Here is a 22,226-nt window from a genome sequence, read left to right as displayed (position 1 = left end):
CAGATACGCAGCCCTTTGTTTTATTGAGTTGAACTTACTTCTCAAACAACTCCGTGTGGAGTTTTTGTATGGCTTGTTTCGATACCGATTCATGGAGCAAGAAGCATAAGTTGTGAGGGCTAGCGCCATAACAAATCATGCGTAGGTTAAAATCTTCTAGCGTGCCAAAAACCTGTTTCGCGTAGCCTTTACTCTCACTCATGTTGTTACCAATGAGAGCAACGAGGCATAGGTCATGTTCAACTTCTACCTTACATAACTCTTCTAACTCTTCTCGTGCAGCTTGCGGCAGCTGTGGTGCTCCGCCAGATGTATCAGTTTGATCAAGTGTTAACGATACACTGATTTCAGATGTCGTGATCAAATCGACAGAGATCTTATGCTTTGCAAGGATCTCAAAGACCTTTGCTAAGAAACCGTATGCGTGGAACATATTGGCGCTGCGTAGCGTTACCATGGTTTGGTTACAACGCAAAGCTAGCGCACGGAATAACGGTGAGCTTTCGACTTGGTGGCGAATCCAAGTTCCCCCTTTTTCAGGCTCTTTCGATGACCCCACAAATACCGGAATGTCGTGGCGCAATGCAGGTACTAGCGTAGAAGGGTGAAGGATTTTAGCGCCAAAGTTAGCCATTTCTGAAGCTTCACTAAAGCTGATCTCAGGAATTGGTGAGGCTTTTGGCGCAATTCGCGGGTCTGTTGTGTAGATGCCCGGAACATCAGTCCAGATTTCTAACCCTGCCGCTTTGACGCTCTCAGCAATTAAGGCGGCGCTGTAATCGCTGCCCCCTCGACCTAATGTTGTTGTATTACCGGCTTCGTCAGATCCTATGAAGCCTTGAGTAACAACAACGGATTGTTGGCAAAGTGGTACGAGTTTATCTTGCGCAAGCGTCGAAATTGCTTCAATGTTTGGCTCCGCGCGACCAAAGTTGTCATCAGTACGCAGCACATCGCGGATATCAAAGCGCACAGCTTGAATGCCTCGCTCACACATTAACTGAGTTAGAATATGCGTCGACATGAGTTCGCCACATGCGACTAAATGATCGGTTAACTTCGCACTAGCTTGGATAGATGCAGCCTCGGCCAGGCTGGTTACGGTATCTAATATGCCATACACCTCGGCAGCAGTTTTCGTGCTGTCTTCGAGCTGAGTTAAAATGGCGTCATGAATGTTGGCCAAATTTTGTAGCAGCTCAGTACGGTGCGTTTGATCCTGAACACCGTTGGCGAGTTCTACCAATAGGTTGGTGACGCCAGAGCAAGCGCTGCTCACGACCAGGCGAGTAGTTGGATTGTTTTCGATAATGGTGGCGCAACGACTCATTGCCTCAAAGTTGGCAACACTGGTTCCACCGAATTTAGCTACGTTAAATGCGCTCACTGCGTTCTCCCACGACTTCCTAAAAAATTGTACATCCAATGTTTAGTGAGAAAAGGAACAGAGCAAAAAGAGAGGTATTTAGAATGCTATTTGAAAAATTTACCCTCAGAAGCCCTTCATCAGACTGTGCTGATGACAGTTGATGGGATTCAGCCCAATTCAACCGACAAGTCAAATCCTGCAACTTTGACTTACCTCGGCACTACTCCCCCTCAATGATTGGTGTTGGAATTGCGGTTCCACAAATCATCTACCTGGGTAGCGCTCCTCTTCTACATAAAGCTCAAACATTGAACGGTTTTGAGGCCTTAATGTCAATCAATATTTCAACCTTTATGGTGTTTTTTATTAACGATTTTGTGACACTGGTTTGACCTCCATACTTACGGCTAATTGCTGATAGAGGAAAAATCTATTAGGGTGAAGAACCCTACACCTGAGCCATGTTATTGAATAGAACTTTTAGAATGCTCAGGATAAAAGATAATCAAGGAGCTGACATGTCGATCCAAAGCTTTATTCCGCCTCACCGTATTTTAATGGGACCTGGTCCTTCTGATATTTATCCTCAAGTGTTACAAGCACTAAGCCGTCCTACTGTAGGTCACCTTGATCCTCTGTTTATCGGTATGATGGATGAGCTCAAGCAGCTATTGAAGTATGCCTTTCAAACTGACAATGAGTTCACTATTGCGGTTTCAGCGCCAGGTAGTGCAGGGATGGAAACCTGCTTTGTAAACTTGATCGAGAAAGGCGACAAAGTGATCGTCTGCCGTAACGGTGTATTTGGTGAACGCATGCGCGAAAATGTCGTCCGTGCTGGTGGCGAAGTTGTTATCGTCGATGATGAGTGGGGGACGCCTGTTTCCATTGATAAAGTCGAGCAAGCACTCGAACAGCACCCAGATACAAAAATTCTTGCTTTTGTGCATGCGGAAACCTCAACTGGTGCAGTCAGTGATGCTCAAGCATTGGGTAAGCTGGCGAAACAGCATAATGCATTATCTATTGTTGATGCGGTGACATCGCTTGGTGGTGTGCCGTTAAAAGTGGATGAATGGCAACTGGATGCGGTTTACTCTGGTAGTCAAAAATGTTTGTCATGTGTACCTGGGCTCTCACCAGTGACGTTTTCTCCTGCCGCGATTGAAAAGATTCAAGCAAGAACAACACCAGTACAGAGTTGGTTCCTCGATCAGAGTTTAGTTTTGGGGTATTGGAGTGGAGAAGGCAAGCGTAGTTACCATCATACGGCGCCAGTTAATAGCTTGTATGCGCTTCATGAAGCTTTATTGATACTGAAAAATGAAGGATTAGAAAACGCTTGGGCTCGTCACCAACTGATGCATGAAAAACTCAAAAATGGCTTACAAAAGTTAGGCTTTGAATTTGTTGTGGACGAAGCCCATCGGTTGCCACAATTAAATGCGATTTACGTGCCTGAAGGAGTTGATGAAGCAAAAGTTCGTGCTCACTTGCTAGAAACCTATAACCTAGAAATTGGTGCAGGCCTTGGGGCATTAGCTGGTAAAGCGTGGCGTATTGGCTTAATGGGTTACGGCGCTCGATCTGAAAACGTTGCGCTGTGCTTAAAAGCGTTAGAAGAGTCACTCACTGAATAAAATCATACAGCAATGAGATAAAGAAAAGCGAAGGTCATCCCTTCGCTTTTTGGTATTTATTACTCAGCTCCTGAAGTGGGGGCTGGTGAGGCAGATATTGCTTGAGAAGGTGGCTGGTAATTGACGTCACTGAAATCAATCTTCGGGAACAAAAACTGCGCTTCAGCTCTAATTTGCTCCGCTTTACTTGAGTCATCTAAGCCTTGGTAGGCCAAAATCAAATTATTATAAAATGCAGGGCGAGGCTTATCTTTGATGATTTTTAGCGACCAATCGATATAAGGCTGAATCAAGGTTGCGTCTTGTTGGTACAGCCCAAGGTTTAAAAACGTGCTATAGACATCCCAATCAAATCTGTCTTTCCAAACTACAGGGTTACTGACTTGATTCAGAATATCAGGGTTAGTTGGTCTAGTGGTCTCAAACTTCGTCAATACATAGTTCGTATGTAATGCGCTTACCATGTAAAACGTAAACGCAACGGGAAGTACCAAACTAAAAACACGCAGCAAGCTTTTGGTTACATTACTAAAGCCAACTTGTCGATAACGAGAGACGCGCTGATCGACCCAGTACAGTAGGATAACGAAGATCAACCAATGCACGAGAGAGTGGTAGAAAGGGTATTCCAGTTGTGAGTGCAATACGATAGGTATAAACAAGCCCAGCAACGCAAGACGAGTTCCGCGTTTGGCTTGATAGATTCGATACAGTACCAGTGCCATCGCTAAGAAGATGCCGAGTATTGGCAGTAAGCCACCTTCTACTCCCCAGTAAAGCAGCTCGTTATGCGGATGCTCCATGGCAGGCAAACCTGCTGGGTAATTCTCATTAAGGGCATGTTGACGAGCCGTATACAGCATGTACTCAGATTCAAACTTGCCATATCCATAACCAGTAAAAGGCTTTTCAATCACCATGTCTAATGTTTGCGGAAAAGTATACGCTCGAGGAGACTCCATATTTACTTTTTCTGCGGCTAACCCACCTCCATCAGGAAAGGCAAGATGCATGACAACGACTGAGAGTAAGAGCCCACTTACAAGTGACACAACCCAGCGGATAAAGCGCCCTTTGGTTGCAAAGCGGTACATGTATGGAATGACCAACAACACGGCGATGACCGAGGCTAACCAACCAGTGCGTGAAGCCAACGCCACAATTAGTGGTAAAGTTAAAACTGGTACGGCATAGAGAAGGTAAACATCGCTTAACTTACGATCGTATTTGTAGGGCTGACGTGCAAGTAAATAGCTGGCAATCACCAACCCTGTCGCAAGAAAACTGGCCATTACATTGGGCTGTTGGAAAATACCATAAGGACGATTGGCCACCGTGTCGTAACCAAACGGATTGCCTGGTTTGAGATACAGATATTGTGTCAGACCAAAAATGGCTTCGATAACAACCGCAAGGACAATGAACCATAATAGGCGTTGGCGATGTTTATTACTGAAATGAAATTGTTGTAAAACAATAAAGAACAGGACACCACACCACAGGCCAATGAGCTTATTGGCTGCCAAACTGCTATTTGCATTTGGGTACAGAATGGGCACCGTCATGATAAGAGCACTAATGAACAAGCCGATGGTTAGTTTTGAGTAACGTAGTACTCGATTATTCGCAAGTTGGTAACACCCAATGCCTAATGCAAAGCTAAAAGCAATCCAAGTTGTCGCATTGAACGAAAGTGAAAGCCCCGAACCGCCGGGGTTGGGCATGAAAAAGTGCATTGCCAACACAAATAGTGTTGCCAAGGCAATGAGAAACTTGCGATTGAGGGGAACCTGTACTTTTTCGGGAGAAAGCTTTGTTCCACTTACATGTATAGTAGCCATAGTTATTGCGTTGTTTTGAATGAAAAAAGACCAGCACTTGCTGGTCTCGATACTTTACCTGTTTTTTCTACTTCAACATAGGCTTAAGGAAGTGAGCTGTGTGCGAACCCTCGATTTGCGACACATCTTCCGGAGTGCCTTGAGCGATTATCTCGCCGCCACCTTGACCCCCTTCAGGACCAAGATCGATAATCCAGTCCGCAGTCTTAATGACGTCCAGGTTATGCTCGATCACCACGACAGTGTTTCCGTGGTCGCGAAGTCTGTGCAGTACAGTGAGCAACTGCTGGATATCATGGAAGTGCAAGCCGGTTGTTGGTTCATCCAAAATGTACAAGGTTTTTCCTGTATCACGTTTGGATAGCTCTCGCGCCAGTTTCACACGCTGTGCTTCACCACCGGAGAGTGTTGTTGCCGCTTGACCCAATCGTATGTACGACAAACCCACATCCATCAGTGTTTGTAGTTTGCGAGCGATGGCAGGAACTGGATCGAAGAAGGTGCGTGCATCTTCGACCGTCATTTCTAGCACTTCATCAATAGTTTTACCTTTGTAACGTACTTCGAGCGTTTCACGGTTGTAGCGTTTACCTTTACACACATCACATGGCACATAAACATCTGGTAGGAAGTGCATTTCTACTTTGATAACACCGTCACCCTGACAGGCCTCACAACGACCACCGCGCACGTTAAAACTAAAACGGCCCGGTTTGTAACCGCGAGAACGCGACTCCTGTGTGCCTGCAAATAGTTCACGGATTGGTGTAAAGATCCCCGTATAGGTTGCAGGGTTAGAGCGAGGTGTACGGCCAATTGGGCTTTGATCGATATCGATGACTTTATCGAAGTGCTCTAGACCTTTAATCGATTTATAAGGTGAAGGCTGAGCCGTTGTCGCTCCGTTAAGTTGGGTATGCGCAATTTTAAAGAAAGTATCATTAATCAGCGTTGATTTACCTGAGCCAGATACTCCTGTAATACAGCTGAATAACCCAACAGGAATTGAAAGGTTAACGTTTTTAAGGTTATTACCTGTTGCGCCTAATAGCTCAACCGTTTTTTTCGGATCTCGCGGCGTGCGATCTTTCGGTACTGCGATTTCTTTAACACCACTTAAGTACTGACCTGTCAGAGAATTCGGATTTGCGATTATCTCTTCCATGGTGCCTTCCGCAACAACATTACCACCATGTACGCCAGCACCAGGACCAATATCTATGACATGATCTGCACAGCGAATCGCATCTTCATCGTGTTCTACCACAAGTACGGTATTACCTAAATCGCGCAAATGAGTGAGCGTTTTTAATAAGCGTTCATTATCACGCTGGTGGAGACCAATCGACGGTTCATCTAAGACGTACATGACACCAACAAGACCTGCACCAATTTGGCTTGCTAAACGAATACGTTGAGCTTCACCGCCTGATAAGGTTTCTGCACTGCGTGATAAGTTTAGGTAGTTCAAACCGACGTTAACTAAGAATTGCAGGCGGTCGTTGATTTCCTTCATCACTTTTTCAGCGATTTGGGCTCGTTGACCTTCCAGTTTCAAGGAATGGAAGAACTCCAATGCATCAGCAATGCTGAGTTCAACAATCTCAGGTAGTGTCGTATCAGCAATAAACACGTTACGTGCTTCGAGGCGTAGACGAGTACCGCCACAGCTTGAACAAGATTTAGTGGAGATGTATTTTGCAAGCTCTTCACGGACAGAGTTGGATTCTGTATCACGATAGCGACGTTCTAGGGTATTCAGAATACCTTCGAATGGATGGCGTTTAACGCGAATATCGCCACGATCGTTGATGTATTTAAACTCAATCTCAGTACGACCTGAGCCCTTTAGAATGACATCTTGCGTTTTCTTTGGCAGAGAATTAAAAGGGGCATGGAGGTCAAAACCATAATGATCGGCCAATGAGGTGAGCATTTGGAAGTAGTAGTAGTTCTTTTGATCCCAACCGCGAATCGCACCTTGTGCCAAGCTTAATGAATCATCTTGAATGACTCGGCTTGGATCGAAGTATTGTTGAACACCCAAGCCATCACAAGTGCCACATGCACCAGCAGGATTGTTGAATGAGAAAAGTCGCGGCTCTAACTCTTGCATGCTGTAACCACATTGTGGACAAGCGAAGTTGGCGGAGAAAATAATCTCTTCACCGTCGCCATCCATTGGCGCGACAACTGCAATTCCGCCTGATAATTCGAGTGTTGTCTCGAAAGATTCGGCCAAGCGCTGTTGTAAGTCTGGACGAACTTTAAAGCGGTCTACCACAACTTCAATGGTGTGCTTTTTATGTAGTTCAAGGGTTGGAGGATCGGAAAGATCGCAAGTTTCTCCATCAATACGCGCACGAATAAAGCCTTGAGCCGCTAAGTTCTCAAGCGTTTTAACATGCTCACCTTTACGTTCTTTGACAATAGGCGCCAATAGCATCATTTTGCTGCCTTCCGGCATCTCTAGGACTTTGTCCACCATTTGGCTGATGGTTTGCGCAGCAAGAGGGGCATGGTGCGTTGGACAGCGGGGTTCGCCCACACGAGCATACAATAGACGTAAGTAGTCGTAGACTTCGGTAATTGTACCGACGGTTGAACGCGGGTTATGAGAAGTAGATTTCTGTTCAATAGAAATCGCAGGTGATAACCCTTCAATGTGGTCGACATCGGGTTTTTCCATCAGAGACAAAAACTGACGAGCGTAGGCAGAGAGAGACTCTACGTAGCGTCGTTGGCCTTCTGCATACAATGTATCGAAAGCGAGAGAGGATTTACCGGAGCCACTTAGTCCAGTAATGACAATCAGTTTATCGCGAGGGATTGTAAGATTAATGTCTTTAAGGTTATGGGTTCGGGCACCGCGAACTTCTATTTTATCCATCGTTTTTGCTCTATGTATAACCAAGTGGGGCAAGTATTACATAGTGTGAGAAATGTGCAAAGAAAATTACTGGATAAAAAAACAGTAAAGTAAAAAGCCCAGCGTTGTGCTGGGCTTTCGATACAGTAATTTCGTACTATAACGATGCTTTATACTGCTTTTTGTGTTGCGTGCTTACCTAGCTCAGAGGTTTTTTCATCTTTTAGATACAGGTTTTCAAAACAATAGTTAGTTGCTTCGATGTAACCTTCAACGCTACCACAGTCAAAGCGTTTGCCCTTGAATTTGTAAGCCAATACACAGCCCGCTTTTGCTTGTTTTAGCAGCGCGTCAGTGATTTGAATTTCACCACCTTTACCTGGTTCAGTGTTTTCAATCAGTTCAAAAATATCGGGAGTCAGGATGTAGCGGCCAATGATAGCAAGGTTGCTAGGTGCCGTGCCTTTCTCTGGTTTTTCTACCATGTCGTCTACGCGGTAGATGTCGTCTTTGATCATTTCACCAGAGATAACGCCGTATTTGTGTGTTTCTTCGGCTGGTACTTCTTGCACTGCAACGATAGAACAGCGGAACTGCTTAAATAGTGCCACCATCTGAGCCAGTACGCCCTCTTGCTCGTTGACACAAAGGTCATCAGCAAGAACAACAGCAAATGGCTCATCGCCTACCAATTCTCGTCCAGTTAGAATCGCGTGGCCCAAGCCTTTCATTTCGCGTTGACGTATATAAGTGAAGTTTGCAGATTCAATGATTTCACGGATATCTACCAACAGCTCTTCTTTGTTGGTACCGCTAATCTGATGTTCCAGTTCGTAGTTCTTATCAAAGTGGTCCATGATCGAGTGCTTGCCACGACCTGTCACAATACACATGCCGTTCATACCAGCTTGGATTGCTTCTTCGACACCGTATTCAATAAGCGGTTTGTTCACGACTGGCATCATCTCTTTTGGCATAGATTTCGTTGCCGGTAGGAAGCGTGTGCCATAGCCTGCAGCAGGGAACAGACATTTTTTTATCATTGGGGGAATATCCTATCTCGTTTTTATCAAGAATCTGCGCATAACTTTAACACGAGAGGTAGCAATGAATCATGAATAAAGTAGGAAAAAATGTGAGACTCGGTGCGGAAAAAAGATGAGCGACTCGTCATTTCAGTTATCAGAGCCGCTCACATTGCATCACGACATTAAGTTTTGGTCTGCCCAGGCGATTGCCTGTACTCGGTTCTTTACGGATAGCTTTTTGAATATCTGATACAAGTGCGATTTGATGGTGAATTCACTGACGAATAACTCTTCGGCCATCTGACTGTTCGAGGCGCCAGCTTGTAGGCAACGCAGTACTTGTAGCTCACGAATGGTTAGGTCTACCGTAGCTGGTGCAGTATGAGTATTAATGACATTGCGGTAATAGTGTAAAAGTTGACTGGTTACATTACGCGGCAGCCAGTTTTGACCGTTAACAATGCCTTTTAACCCTTCTCCAATTTGCTCTAGCGTATCTTCAGAATAAAACACACCTTTTAATTGACCAAATGAAAGAAGTTCATCCGTGGTTAGTCTTTTAGGCACGTTGAAGACAACGGTTTCAAAGTTTTTCCATACAAGAGGCAAGTTTTTGATCGATTGAACAAGTGATTTATGTTCACTGAAGTCTATCAGTAGAATTTTATTACGGTGTTGTGGCTTGGCTTCCATGAGTGCTTCGGTTGAAATCACCGGGATGCTCATATCAATGTACTTTTCGAGTGCCGCCACTTTTTTTTGCGCATTATCTTCCATACTGATCAGAAATAGCTTTCTTGCGTAAGCCGACTTTCTCACGTGTTCCAATCTCCCTGGGTTCAATAGAAGCCATAAACTGGCATTAAAGAGAGGCCATAACCATCGCTTTACTGAATAAATGCGTTCGAATTCAAAGCTTCACGAAACGATGTCTGCAACGCGAATCAAAAATGCTACACACGTAAGTTGAAATACGATTTGGGTTCTAGAGGGTGACTCAATAGATCACAATGGTATTAGACTTTAATCAAAACATTAAAGCGTGCTATTCTAATGCGCTAAAATTTTATATATCCAGAGTGAAACGGAGCACATCATGGCCAGCCGTGGAATTAACAAAGTTATTTTGGTGGGGAATCTAGGTAACGACCCTGAAATTCGTTACATGCCGAATGGCGGTGCAGTAGCAAACATTACTATTGCGACTTCTGATTCATGGCGTGATAAAGCGACTGGCGAACAGCGCGAAAAAACGGAATGGCACCGTGTTGTGTTGTTCGGCAAACTTGCGGAAGTAGCAGGTGAGTACTTGCGTAAAGGCTCTCAAGTCTACATTGAAGGGCAACTGCAAACTCGCAAATGGCAAGATCAAAGTGGTCAAGATCGCTACTCAACTGAAGTCGTTGTTCAAGGCTTCAATGGTGTGATGCAAATGCTTGGCGGTCGTGCTCAAGGTGGCGGCGCACCTATGGGCGGTCAACAGCAGCAACAAGGTGGATGGGGTCAGCCTCAACAGCCAGCTCAGCAGCAGTACAATGCGCCTCAGCAACAGCAACCACAACAACAGGCTCCGCAGCAATCACAGCAGCAGTACAATGAGCCACCAATGGATTTTGACGACGATATCCCGTTCTAAATTCTGCTTATGCTTGAATCGAAAAGGCCGCGAATATCGCGGCCTTTTTTATTGTCGCAATCTAATGATCTCACAGGCTTATCTTGGCAAGGTTAGGCGTAACAATAAAACTTATCAATGAGTGTGATTTTCTTTATGCTCCAGCCTCTCACTATCAGACTAATCCGATTGTTTGATGAACTCTTATCAAGTATAAATATTTCAATAAGGTATATGATGAATAAAAAAGGAATTTGGTATTCATGAGGTATACCCCAACTCTTAAGTTAAGCACACGGCTGGTGGCCTTCGTCACCATGATCGTTATCTGCGCCATGTTTATCTTGTTTGTCGGTGGCACCCTCTCTTTTAAACGTCTTGGGCAGGAATATCTCACCCATTATTTAGAAGGGATCGTAGAGGTGGTCGACAAGGAGATGGAAGATCCTGACGCCGCTTATTCTATGCAGCGCTGGATGCCGAAAATGCTGCAGGCTTCCAATATTGTCGAAATGACGTTGTCGACCAACAACGCCGTTGTTTATCGCTTCAAAGATACTTCTCATCAAATGGAAGCGTCAGTCTTGTTTGAGGCTGAGTACCAGTTGACTCACAATCAAGATTACACGATTCACTTTAAAGCAATTCCCCCTTACTTAGGTTACAGCTACTCAATGCAGGCGCTTTGGTCGATCACGCTTGCCGTTATATTGATCATCTTCTGCTTAATGCGCGGCGTGGCATGGCTTAAGGAACAATTAGAAGGCTCCGAAATGCTCGAAGAGCGAGGCAGAATGATCCTGGCTGGTAGGGTGGAGCAGTATGCCAAAGGTGACAAAAAAGAATGGCCTTACACCGCCAGTGAAGCGCTCGATGTATTAATCGAAGAGTTACAAGATGCGCGTCAAGAGCGAAGCCGATTTGATACCTTTATTCGAACTCAAACCTTCCTTGATAAGCTAACCGGTACCGCTAACCGAGTGTTATTTGATAGCAAGTTGGAATCGGCGTTACTAGAAAGTGGGGCTCGCGGCGCCGTGTTGCTAGTTCGTATTCAAGACTGGAAACTGGTTGAAGAAGAGCAAGATAAGCAAATTACGGATGAGTTTATTGTTGAAGTTGGGAGTTTATTGTCCAATTTAGTTCAACGATACCCAGATGTTGTATTTTCCCGTTATTACGATGCTGATTTTGCGCTTTTTCTACCGCACCAAAGTGCGAAAGATGTGGCTAACCTCGCCTCGCAATGCATTCGCCAGTTAGAAAAGTTAATGCCGCCAGAGCCACTTGATCCAGACAACTGGTGCCATATTGGCATCACCACTTATAAAGAAGGTGAGCGACACAGCCAAATCATTGATGAAGCCGAGACTGCTTTGCGTAGTGCGCAACTACAAAATAACAATAATTGGAGTCGCTTCAAAAAATGGAACCACGATGAAGAAGCTCGCGGAAGTGTGAGGTGGAGAACGTTATTTGACACAGCACTTACACCTGAAAGTGTGATACTCTACGCACAATCTGTGCACCCAATAAGTGACGCGACGCATAAAAAATCATTATATGAAGAGTTAACATGTCGGATTCGCGATCCTGAGAATGGGATTGTTAAAGCGTCTCGGTTCATTTCTGCGATCAGACAGGTTGGTTATGAAGCGCAAATGGATAAGTCGGTTATTAATAAATTCTTAAGAGAGTTTAAGGATAATTTTGATAACTCAAGATCGTATGCGCTCAATTTGAATGTAACGCCATTTTCTAACCGAGAGTACTTTAAATGGTTTCGTGATGAACTCTTACAGTTGTCACGTGAGCAGAGAAAGTGTCTCAGTTTTGAGTTTGTTGAAGCACAATTTGTAAGACACTTAGACTTTATGCGACCAGTCGCTAAAATGCTGGCCGGTTTAGGGTGCCACTTAATGGTTGGGCAGGCTGGGCGTACCATCGTCAGCACTCACTATTTAAAAGAAGTGGACATTCGTTACCTTAAACTTCATCGCAGTTTAGTAGCAAAAATCGACCAACGACATGAAAACCAGCTATTTGTCCGCAGTATGCTAGGTGCGGCGGCAAACAGTAAAACTAAAATTATAGCAGTGGGAATTGAGAATCAGAACGAGCTCAACACATTAATTGAGCTCGGGGTTTATGGTGGGCAAGGGCGTTACTTTTCTGCGGAGCAGCAGTTTCTTCCTCGTCCCCAAGCGTTGCCGAATTCTCAATCAGAATCCCAAGTTAAATTGGGAAGACGAAATCGCTGGCGGAAAAAATAAAGATAATAATCATGGATTTCAAAGCACTATTCGACAAGCTTAAGCGATCATCTAGTGGTGGTCGCTCCTGCTTTTTGGTTATTCAGCCAGACGCCGTTTATTTATCATCTTCAATCAAAAGTAGTCGTCCATACCAATTTGATATTTCTGAGTCCAATTGGGAAAAAGCCGTTGAGCAAGCATTGAGCGTTGCAGCGAGTGCGTATGATTCATTAACGGTTATTCTTTCTCATAACTATTACCAGATGTACCAAATCGACAAACCGGTCATGCCGCGTCAAGAATGGCCAGCTGCATTACCGTTTTTGTTGAAAGAACTGATCTCTGAGCGTGCCATCGACATTATTGCCGATGCGGTCGAGTTACCGAATTCAACCAAAGTGCAAGCATACGTCTTATCGCGAAAAATATTGGATAAGATTGTGTTACTGGCCAGCCGAGCCCAGTTACCATTAGAAGCCATTCTTCCTGAAGACGATATTTGGGGAGAGACTGCGGGTGAACTAGGAAACTTCCTATTATTACAACGCAGTGTGCGTGGTCATTTCCGTATAAGCGCTTTTGTTGAAAATACTATTGCGTTCCACCGCTCTATTCGCAGTGTGACGCCACCGTTAACGGGGGTTCCGTCTAGCGATTTACAGATGGACAGTCTGTCGTTAGAACTGCAACGTTCGATTGATTATCTTTCATCTCAGTTACGCCACGTGCAATTACATCAATTGAAAGTGTGCTGTGATGAAGAGGATGAGAGCGAGCTTGTTCTGGCTCTGAACTACCGTTTAAGTACTAAGGTTTCACCGTTATTACCACCAGAACATGAGCTATCAGGACATGTTTTGGCTGACACTGCGGCTACTTCAAATACTCGACGCGTCAACTTATATCCCGATTACTTAAAACCGAAAAAAGAGCTCCTGACGCTAAAAAATATCGCGTTATCTTGGGGCGTTGCGGCGGCTGCAATTCTATTTTCTTACGGTTATGTCACTTGGCAGAGCAGCGGTTTGGAAGATGAGATTGCTATTGTAAAAAGTAAAGGCGATATCATGAAGTCAGAGCTTGAACGTTATCAAGTCAAGCTACGTAAACATCAACCTGACAATAATAAGCTGGCAGCTAAAGCCCGCTTAGAGCGTGAAGTCAAGGCGAAGCGAGACTCGCTTAAAGCTGTCGGGAAATACGATGACTCGCAACGCACGGGTTACTCTGGCGTGATGCAATCATTAGCGAAGCTAGGAAACCAAGAAATTTCTTTGTCCGAAATTCGAATCAATACCCATACCTTAGACCTGAAGGGGCTAGCGAAACAACCGAGCTCAGTGCCAAATTGGGTTAGCCAATTTAAAAACGAAATTAGCTTGGTTGGTCGAACGTTTGACGACGTCAAAATAGGTCGAAATGATAAGGATATTGTGACGTTTGAACTAAAAACGCGCGAGGATAAAGAGAAATGAACGAATTCTGGCTCTCATTAGAAGGGCGCTTTGGCGAAATGAGTACGCGTGAAAAAGTGCTCACCGCATTGTGCGGTTTAGTTGTCGTGATCATGTTGCTCTTTACGCTGGTATTGGAGCCAAAGCTTAACGAGATCATCAGTAATGAGAGGCAACTAAGTAATTTAAAGCAAGCAAATCAAAAGATTGAAATCGATACGCTACGTATTCAGGCGCAACTTAAGAAAGATCCAAATGCTGAGATTGATCGCGCGATATCTAATCTGTTAGCTGAGAGTCAGCATCTTTCGATGCAATTAGCGGAGATCATCGAGCATCTTATTACACCTTCGCAAATGGCTGAGCTGCTTGAAAATGTGTTGGAGCAGCAAAGTGGCATTCACCTTTTGTCTCTGCAAACCTTGCCATCTGAGCCAATAACGGAAGATAAAGAAGCATCGCAATACTCTGGTTACTACGTGCATCCTGTTCGTATGGAACTGACTGGTGACTATTTTTCTATTGCTAATTATCTGAATAAATTGGAGAGCCTTCCTGCGAGTTATTACTGGCGAAGCTTTAGTTATAAAGTCGAAGAGTACCCGAAAGCGAAGCTTGTGTTAGAAGTCTACACACTAGGATCTAGAGAGGAGTTTATTGGTGGTTAACAAACTCATCATCTCATTGCTTGTTATGGCAGCGGCAGGAACCGCTTGGGCAAACCAGGACCCAACGGCCCCACTTAGTTGGGAAAAGCCAGCGGTTGAAACGTCAGCGAAACCAAAAGTTAAACGGTATCGACTGCCTAAGCTCAACAGTATTGTGTGTAAGCCAAGTACTGATTGTATCGCGATTATGGATAACAAACTTGTCGAAAAAGGCGAGCTATTTAAGGGTTATCGCGTCGCGAGCATTAATAGTGAATTTGTAACTTTAAAGCGTGGTAACCGTCAGTGGGACCTAGAGCTTTTTGATTTAAACGTAAAACAATAATAACCAGAGCCCGATCAGATATGCGCAAATTAGTTGTAGGAATAACGATTGCTTCTTTAATGGGATGTTCAATGGGTCATCGGAATCCAGTGGAAGTTAAAGAAGCGCTCAATGAATCGATCAATCAAGCGAACAGCCGCACATTGGAAGAAATCCCTTCTTCTGTTGAGGCAGACTTGATGCCAAATTTAGACTCGAACGTTGCATCAGAGCAAGGCACCTCGAAGCGTTTTCGTATTCAAGCGAATGCGGTCGATGCAAGAAGCTTTTTCGCCTCGTTGGTGAAAGGCACAGAGTACAGCGTGGCGATTCATCCATCGGTACAAGGTAATATCACCGTCAACTTGTCAGATGTGACATTGGATGAAGTTCTGAATGTCGTACAGAATATGTATGGCTATGACGTGGTGAAGTCTGGCAAAGTTATTCAAATCTACCCAGCAGGTATGCGTACTGTGACCATTCCAGTCGATTACCTACAGTTCAAGCGTTCTGGTCGCTCGTTAACCAGCATTGTTACGGGCTCTGTAACCTCGGCTGGTACGTCTAATTCTGGTGGTAGCTCAGACAGTTCTGACTCGTCAGACTCTAACAATGGAAACAACAACGATAGCTCGACCACATCTACGGGCGGTACACGCATTGAAACCATCACTGAAAGTGATTTCTGGCCGATGCTGCAGCAAGCTGTTGCGAATCTAATTGGTTCAGGCAAAGGGCAAAGTGTGGTTGTAACGCCACAAGCGGGAGTTATTACGGTTCGAGCATTTCCAGATGATATTCGCGAAGTACGCGAGTTCTTAGGTGTATCGCAGGAGCGCATGCAGCGCCAGGTCATTCTTGAAGCTAAAATCCTAGAAGTGACGTTGAATGATGGCTACCAACAAGGCATCAACTGGTCAAACTTATCGGCGTCAATTGGTAACTCGGGTAGTATCGTAGTCAACCGCCCTGCATCGGCATTACCACCATTGGATGCGATTGGCACGCTATTGGGCGGTCAAACCAACGTGACTATCTCTGATGGTAACTTCAATGCTGTATTGAGCTTCATGTCTACGCAAGGTGACTTGAACGTCCTTTCGAGCCCTCGTATTACCGCTGCCAACAACCAAAAATCTGTCATCAAGGTCGGTACCGATGAGTACTTTGTTACAGAGCTATCGAGCAATGCAGGCAACGGTGAAAACTCAAATGCAGTTCCTGAAGTGGAACTGACGCCATTCTTCTCGGGTATTTCCCTCGATGTGACTCCGCAAATTGATAACAAAGGCAATGTGTTCCTGCATGTTCACCCCGCAGTTATTGAAGTCACGGAAGAAGTGAAGCAATTGAACTTGGGCGGAGATTTCCAAAACATCCAACTGCCATTAGCGAAAAGCTCTATTCGTGAATCAGACTCGGTTATTCGTGCTAAAGATGGCGATGTTGTGGTTATCGGCGGGTTGATGAAACAGCAAAATCGTGAGCTTGTTTCTAAAGTCCCATTTTTGGGCGATGTACCAGCACTGGGGCACTTGTTCCGCAACGTGAATAACGTAACTGAGAAAACAGAATTGGTCATCTTGCTAAAACCGACCGTAGTTGGCGTGAACTCTTGGCAGAAAGAGCTAGAGCGCTCTCGTGATCTGCTGCAAGAGTGGTTCCCAGATGCGCAATAAGCGCTGGGAAAGGTTCTGTTTTTCAATAGGTTTGTGATTCGAGTATGTACTTGTCACACTTTGGGTTCCGAGTTCAGCCTTTTTCGTTAACCCCAAATACCGAAATGTTCTTGGGGTTAGTCCCTCACTATGAGGCGATCCAAACCATCCTAGCTGCCGTGCAAATGGGAGAAGGGGTGATTAAGGTGACGGGAGAAGTCGGCACTGGAAAAACCATGGTATGCCGTAAGCTGATCGAGCAGATTGAATCTGAAGTTGAGCTTATTTACTTACCCAATCCAGTGTTGAATGGGGAACAGTTGCAGTTTGCTGTCGCCAGAGAGTTGGGTATTGAGAACGATGATCCGCTGCGCATCGTTTCCCTCATTCAAGAGCACTTGATTCAAGTACATGCCTTGGGAAAGAAAACCGTCTTGATCGTTGATGAAGCGCAAGCTCTTTCCCCACAAGCTTTAGAAACATTGCGTCTATTTGGCAACCTAGAAACGGAACAAGATAAGCTCATTCAATTGGTGTTATTCGGACAACCTGAGTTGGATGAAAGATTAGCTAACCATGAGCTAAGGCAATTTCGTCAACGCATTACGTTTAGTTGCCAGTTACGTCCTCTCTCTATCGATGAAGGCGTGGCTTACATCAATAATCGTTTAGATAAAGCAGGCAATGGGGCGCACATTTTTTCTATTGAACAGAAAAAAGCGATTTGGCGTTCATCCATGGGGATTCCGCGCTTGATAAACCAAATTAGCCACAAGTCGTTGCTTGCTGCATTTAATGAGCGTTGCACACTATTGAAAAATCATCACGTTTACGCCGCTATGCACGATACGTTTGATGCCCGTAAACCTAAGTTTAAAACACCCGTATTTTGGGGATGGAGTCAACCTTGAGTGCCATCAATAAAGCATTATCAGAACTTGCTGAAAAAACATCGCCGTCAGAGCTTACTCGTGCGGAGATTCCAAGTGTCTCACGCAGTAAACCTTGGCTTTGGCTTGTGGCCGGTTTTTCGTTAAGCCTTGCGGTCGGAAGCTGGGCGGTTTCTCGCGGTCCTGTCCCTTCAGGCGAGCTATCACAATTTCAAACCGATGCTATGCCATTGTCGTCTGTGAATGTCTCACCAATTGTTTCATCGGAGCGCACTCACTCGCCAACGAGTAAAATGACGCCCGATACAACTCAAGTGGTTTACACTAAACCAGCCACACAGCCGGTCGCGCAACAGCCTCACATGCAAGAGACTGATAGGTTCACGCCAAAATCTGAGATAAATATCGCCTCTGAAGATGAAGTTTTACTCGCGCAGTTAGCAACGATGCCGAGCGAGGAGCAATACGATCACGTAACCCGCACGACATCAGAAAACAGCTCAATGCGTATTGAGCAGGTTGAGCTTACACATCGTCAGCTTTCCCTTAAGGCTGTTAGTCGAGCGGAAAAGGCACTCGATGCTAACGATATGCAAACAGCGTTATCGGCTTATGCCGAGGCGTTGCGTTATGAGCCAATGAATGCAGACACGCGTCAAAAGTTATCAGCGTTGTACTTTGGTAAAGGTGACACGCGTAAAGCATATGAGATTATTCAAGAAGGCATCAACCTAGATACGAACAACCAAGTACTCCGCTTGGCCTTGTCTAAGTTGTTAGTGAAAGCTAATCAACCTGAAGCGGCGCTGAGCCCGCTTGTTCATTTGCCTCCAGTACCAAGTCGAGATTACTTGGCGATGCGTGCGGCATTGGCACAAAAACACAAGCAAAATGACATTGCGCTTGAGAGCTATCAACTCCTAACTCAGCGTGAGCCGGAAAACGCGCGCTGGTGGTTAGGTTTGGCTATTCAACAAGAGCGCGCCCTGGCTTTTACTGCCGCGATTCACTCTTACAACCAAGCTCTGGGTAAAGTTGGCATTTCGAATCAATCGCAAGCATTTATCCGTGACCGTTTGAGCATCTTGAAAGAGTTGGAGAGCGCACAATGAAAATTCAGTTGAGAAAACGCTTGGGCGATCTTCTGGTAGAGGAAGGTATCGTCTCTGAAGAACAAATCCAGCAAGCACTAAACGCACAACGCAGTACCGGGCAGAAGCTAGGGGATGCGTTAATTGACCTTGGTTTTATTACCGAAAAGCAGATGTTGGACTTCTTGTCTCAGCAGCTTGGCTTGCCACTGATCGATCTTGGTCGTGCGCCTGTGGATGCCGAAGCCGTGCAGATTCTACCTGAGGTACACGCACGTCGCTTACGTGCGATGGTCGTTGCTCGAAATGGGGACACACTGCGCGTTGCTATGAGTGACCCTGCGGACTTGTTCATCCAAGAATCATTGATGAACTTGTTGGGCCAATACAACCTTGAGTTCATTGTGGCTTCAGAGCGTCAGCTCATTTCAAGCTTTGACCGCTATTACCGCCGTACTAAAGAAATAGCCTCCTTTGCTGAGCAGCTGCATGAGGAGCATAAAGATGTACAAAGCTTTGATTACGGTATTGATGAAGCCGATAGTGAAGAGGTTACCGTTGTAAAGCTGGTTAATTCCATGTTTGAAGATGCGGTACAGGTTGGAGCTTCGGATATTCATATTGAGCCAGACGATCAAGTATTGCGTTTGCGCCAGCGTATTGATGGCGTATTGCATGAAACGCTCTTAAATGAAGTGAATATTGCATCGGCTTTGGTTCTTCGACTGAAGTTGATGGCACACCTAGATATTTCTGAAAAGCGCTTGCCACAAGATGGCCGATTCAATATCAAAGTTCGTGGCCAATCAATTGATATTCGTATGTCGACGTTACCAACGCAGTACGGAGAATCTGTGGTAATGCGTCTGCTTAACCAGTCCGCTGGTTTGCGTCCGTTAGAAGAGTCGGGCTTGCCGCCAGACTTGCTTGCTCGCTTGCGTCGACAGTTGGCGCGTCCGCACGGCATGATTTTGGTTACCGGGCCGACAGGTTCCGGTAAAACCACCACGCTTTACGGCGCATTGAGTGAGCTCAACGAACCTGGGAAAAAGATCATTACAGCAGAGGACCCGGTTGAATATCGTCTGCCTCGCATCACTCAGGTACAGGTTAACAGCAAGATCGATCTAACTTTCTCGCGTGTTCTTAGAACCTTTTTACGTCAAGACCCAGACATCATTCTTGTTGGTGAGATGCGTGACCAAGAGACGGTAGAAATTGGTCTGCGAGCTGCACTAACGGGTCACTTAGTATTGAGTACTCTCCACACCAACGATGCTGTCGACAGTGCGTTACGTATGATCGACATGGGTGCGCCGGGTTACTTGGTTGCTAGTGCAGTCAGAGCTGTGGTGGCGCAGCGTCTTGTGCGCCGAGTTTGCCCCGATTGTAAAACAGAAGACCACTTAGATGAGTCTCGCCAGCAGTGGTTAGCTGGGCGTTTCCCAAATCAAGTTAGCACCATTTTTTATAAAGGCGCAGGTTGCCAAAACTGTAATTTGACTGGTTATCGAGGCCGAATCGGTGTGTTTGAAATGCTCGAACTTGAGCAAGAGATGATGGATAAATTGCGCGCCAATGATGCGGTTGGCTTTGCGCAAGCCGCGCGCCGCTCAGAAAACTATAAGCCACTGCTTGCTTCTGCAATGGAACTGGCGCTACAAGGCACCGTCAGTTTGGACGAAGTGATGACCCTAGGTGAGGGCGATGCTTCTGGTAAGACTGATCCCATTTTCATATAGGTAAGTGAATGCCAACTTTTCGTTATCAAGGCCGCACGCTAGACGGCTCATCCACTAACGGCAAAATCGAAGCAGTGAACTCAGAAGCTGCGGCGGAAGCATTGATGAACAAAGGGGTCATCCCGCTCAATGTACGGTTAGAGAAAGAGTCGGCAAAAAGCCAAGTGAGCTTGTCTAAGCTGTTTGTGCCTGCTATTCCGTTGGAAGTAATTATTCTTTTCTCTCGCCAGTTGTTTAGTTTGACTAAAGCTGGCGTACCTTTGTTGCGCTCTATGCGTGGCTTGTTGCAAAATTGCGAAAACAAACAGCTCAAAGAGGCGCTAGAAGATGTCGTTTCTGAACTGAGTAATGGCCGAGGTTTGTCTTCTGCGATGCAGCAACACAGTAAAGTATTCAGCCCACTGTTCGTTTCTATGATCAACGTCGGTGAGAATACGGGTCGGCTTGACCAAGCGCTATTGCAACTGGCGAATTACTACGAACAGGAACTTGAGACTCGCAAACGCATTAAAGCGGCGATGCGTTATCCGACGTTTGTCATTATCTTTATCACCATCGCCATGTTTGTATTGAATATCTTGGTGATCCCTGAGTTTGCATCGATGTTCACGCGCTTTGGGGTTGAGCTACCACTGCCGACGCGTATTTTGATCGCGACTTCTAATTTCTTTGTTAATTATTGGGTGTTGCTGGTTGTGGCAATGATTGGCGCGTTTACGGTGTTCAGAGCGTGGGTGGCGACGGCTGATGGTCGGGAGAAGTTCGATAAGTTTCGGCTTCGGCTGCCAATTGTAGGCGATATCGTTAATCGTGCGCAGCTTTCTCGTTTTGCCAGAACCTTTTCGTTGATGCTGAAATCAGGTGTGCCACTTAACCAGTCTTTGGCTTTGGCCGGGGAAGCCTTAGGGAACCGTTTTTTAGAAAACCGAATTCTTGAGATGAAGTCCGCAATTGAAGCGGGTAGCACCATTTCAGTGACGGCCATCAACAGTAAAATATTCACCCCATTGGTGATTCAGATGATTGCAGTAGGTGAAGAAACTGGTCGTATTGATGAGTTGTTGCTGGAGGTGTCGGACTTTTACGATCGAGAAGTCGATTACGATCTAAAAACGCTGACCGCAAGAATAGAACCATTACTTTTGGTGATTGTCGCAGGCATGGTCATGGTGCTGGCATTGGGTATCTTCCTACCAATGTGGGGAATGCTCGACATCATCAAAGGCGGCTAATAGGTGGTTGAAAATCAAAGCCGAGCAACGCTTATTGTGTTTGGGGTTATTGCTACGATTATGGCGGTGGGTTTGGCGGTCAAATTACGTCCTGTCACCGAGCAAGCACAAGTAACTGGGGCTAAGTTGGCGAGAGTTTGGATGCAAGATAGTGTTCAGCGTTATCGTCAAGCTTGGCTAGTACAAGGCGAGCCAGAACATATGCTGATGGATGGTTTTAACCTTACTATGACTGAGGACGGGTTAGTGTCTCCCTTTACTCAGCAAGGTGTATTAGATTGTGGTTATTGGCTAGCGGTGCATTACCCCCAACGTAAAATAATGACCAACAAGTTAATAGATATCAATGGAGCCATCAAAACTGATCGTTATGTCTGTCACTACACTTATGAAAATGGTCAGTCGATTGTAGTTATCTTAACTGCTAATCAACTGAAAATAGACGTCGAAATGTCGGCGGAGTGAATTTTTTGACACCTAATCACTATAATTGGTAATGAAAGTCGGTATAATGCAATCATTACCATAAGTAACAGGCTGTAATAGTGGGTAAACAATAATGTGTTT

General features: G+C 45.3%; 17 protein-coding genes and 1 riboswitch. Of the genes, 12 read left to right on the top strand and 5 right to left on the bottom strand.

Translation table 11 applies throughout. The annotated features are described in order from the left end of the window. Positions 1–34 precede the first annotated feature (34 nt). The gene (gene lysC, locus IJ23_RS22765; RefSeq protein ID WP_033907427.1) at positions 35–1,387 is read right to left on the bottom strand and encodes a lysine-sensitive aspartokinase 3; all 1,353 of its coding nucleotides are present in this window, start codon (positions 1,385–1,387) and stop codon (positions 35–37) included. 101 nt (positions 1,388–1,488) lie between these two features. Next, positions 1,489–1,667: riboswitch (Lysine riboswitch) on the bottom strand. A gap of 220 nt (positions 1,668–1,887) precedes the next feature. Between lysC and IJ23_RS22755 the strand changes: the two genes are divergently transcribed. Further along, positions 1,888–3,009 (top strand): pyridoxal-phosphate-dependent aminotransferase family protein, encoded by a 1,122-nt coding sequence (locus IJ23_RS22755; protein WP_033907426.1) that lies wholly within the window; start codon positions 1,888–1,890, stop codon positions 3,007–3,009. Positions 3,010–3,068: 59 nt separating this feature from the next. Here the strand turns inward: IJ23_RS22755 and IJ23_RS22750 are convergent, their stop codons facing one another. From IJ23_RS22750 to IJ23_RS22735, 4 genes are all read right to left on the bottom strand, one after another. After that, positions 3,069–4,850, bottom strand: a complete 1,782-nt coding sequence (locus tag IJ23_RS22750) for a PglL family O-oligosaccharyltransferase (RefSeq protein WP_033907425.1) — start codon at positions 4,848–4,850, stop codon at positions 3,069–3,071. Between the two features lie 67 nt (positions 4,851–4,917). Then, entirely contained in the window at positions 4,918–7,740 is a 2,823-nt protein-coding gene (gene uvrA / locus IJ23_RS22745) for an excinuclease ABC subunit UvrA (RefSeq protein WP_033907424.1), read from the bottom strand. 149 nt (positions 7,741–7,889) lie between these two features. Further along, positions 7,890–8,762, bottom strand: coding sequence for a UTP--glucose-1-phosphate uridylyltransferase GalU (gene galU, locus IJ23_RS22740; RefSeq protein WP_005381239.1), 873 nt, complete (start codon positions 8,760–8,762; stop codon positions 7,890–7,892). A 159-nt stretch (positions 8,763–8,921) separates the two neighbouring features. Then, a complete protein-coding gene (locus IJ23_RS22735) occupies positions 8,922–9,566 on the bottom strand; it encodes a LuxR C-terminal-related transcriptional regulator (RefSeq protein ID WP_033907423.1) in 645 nt (214 codons plus the stop codon). A gap of 277 nt (positions 9,567–9,843) precedes the next feature. Between IJ23_RS22735 and IJ23_RS22730 the strand changes: the two genes are divergently transcribed. From IJ23_RS22730 to IJ23_RS22680, 11 genes are all read left to right on the top strand, one after another. Continuing rightward, a complete protein-coding gene (locus tag IJ23_RS22730) occupies positions 9,844–10,383 on the top strand; it encodes a single-stranded DNA-binding protein (RefSeq protein ID WP_005381235.1) in 540 nt (179 codons plus the stop codon). A gap of 242 nt (positions 10,384–10,625) precedes the next feature. Further along, positions 10,626–12,635, top strand: coding sequence for an RNase E specificity factor CsrD (csrD, locus tag IJ23_RS22725; RefSeq protein ID WP_005381201.1), 2,010 nt, complete (start codon positions 10,626–10,628; stop codon positions 12,633–12,635). Between the two features lie 11 nt (positions 12,636–12,646). Beyond that, entirely contained in the window at positions 12,647–14,092 is a 1,446-nt protein-coding gene (locus tag IJ23_RS22720) for a hypothetical protein (protein ID WP_033907422.1), read from the top strand. Further along, on the top strand, positions 14,089–14,739 hold the full coding sequence (gene gspM, locus IJ23_RS22715) for a type II secretion system protein GspM (protein WP_005381197.1): 651 nt from the start codon (positions 14,089–14,091) through the stop codon (positions 14,737–14,739). Before IJ23_RS22720 ends, gspM begins: the two co-directional genes overlap by 4 nt. Then, positions 14,732–15,064 (top strand): hypothetical protein, encoded by a 333-nt coding sequence (locus IJ23_RS22710; RefSeq protein WP_033907421.1) that lies wholly within the window; start codon positions 14,732–14,734, stop codon positions 15,062–15,064. The genes gspM and IJ23_RS22710 overlap by 8 nt, the downstream gene beginning before the upstream one ends. 20 nt (positions 15,065–15,084) lie before the next feature. Next, positions 15,085–16,725, top strand: a complete 1,641-nt coding sequence (mshL, locus tag IJ23_RS22705; protein ID WP_033907420.1) for a pilus (MSHA type) biogenesis protein MshL — start codon at positions 15,085–15,087, stop codon at positions 16,723–16,725. 44 nt (positions 16,726–16,769) lie between these two features. Next, positions 16,770–17,615: an ExeA family protein gene (locus tag IJ23_RS22700; protein WP_033907419.1), complete on the top strand. Its 846-nt coding sequence runs from the start codon at positions 16,770–16,772 to the stop codon at positions 17,613–17,615. Continuing rightward, entirely contained in the window at positions 17,612–18,706 is a 1,095-nt protein-coding gene (locus IJ23_RS22695; protein ID WP_173646021.1) for a tetratricopeptide repeat protein, read from the top strand. The genes IJ23_RS22700 and IJ23_RS22695 overlap by 4 nt, the downstream gene beginning before the upstream one ends. Then, positions 18,703–20,427: a GspE/PulE family protein gene (locus tag IJ23_RS22690; protein WP_005381188.1), complete on the top strand. Its 1,725-nt coding sequence runs from the start codon at positions 18,703–18,705 to the stop codon at positions 20,425–20,427. The genes IJ23_RS22695 and IJ23_RS22690 overlap by 4 nt, the downstream gene beginning before the upstream one ends. Positions 20,428–20,435: 8 nt before the next feature. Further along, positions 20,436–21,659, top strand: a complete 1,224-nt coding sequence (locus tag IJ23_RS22685; RefSeq protein WP_005381186.1) for a type II secretion system F family protein — start codon at positions 20,436–20,438, stop codon at positions 21,657–21,659. 3 nt (positions 21,660–21,662) lie between these two features. Then, positions 21,663–22,124 carry a hypothetical protein gene (locus tag IJ23_RS22680; protein ID WP_033907417.1) on the top strand — a complete coding sequence of 154 codons (462 nt, stop codon included), beginning with the start codon at positions 21,663–21,665 and terminating at the stop codon, positions 22,122–22,124. Positions 22,125–22,226 lie beyond the last annotated feature (102 nt).

This window comes from Vibrio sp. OY15 (assembly GCF_000742455.1).
In the GTDB taxonomy this organism is placed as follows: Bacteria; Pseudomonadota; Gammaproteobacteria; order Enterobacterales; family Vibrionaceae; genus Vibrio; species Vibrio alginolyticus.
This window is presented reverse-complemented; position numbering and strand designations above follow the sequence as displayed.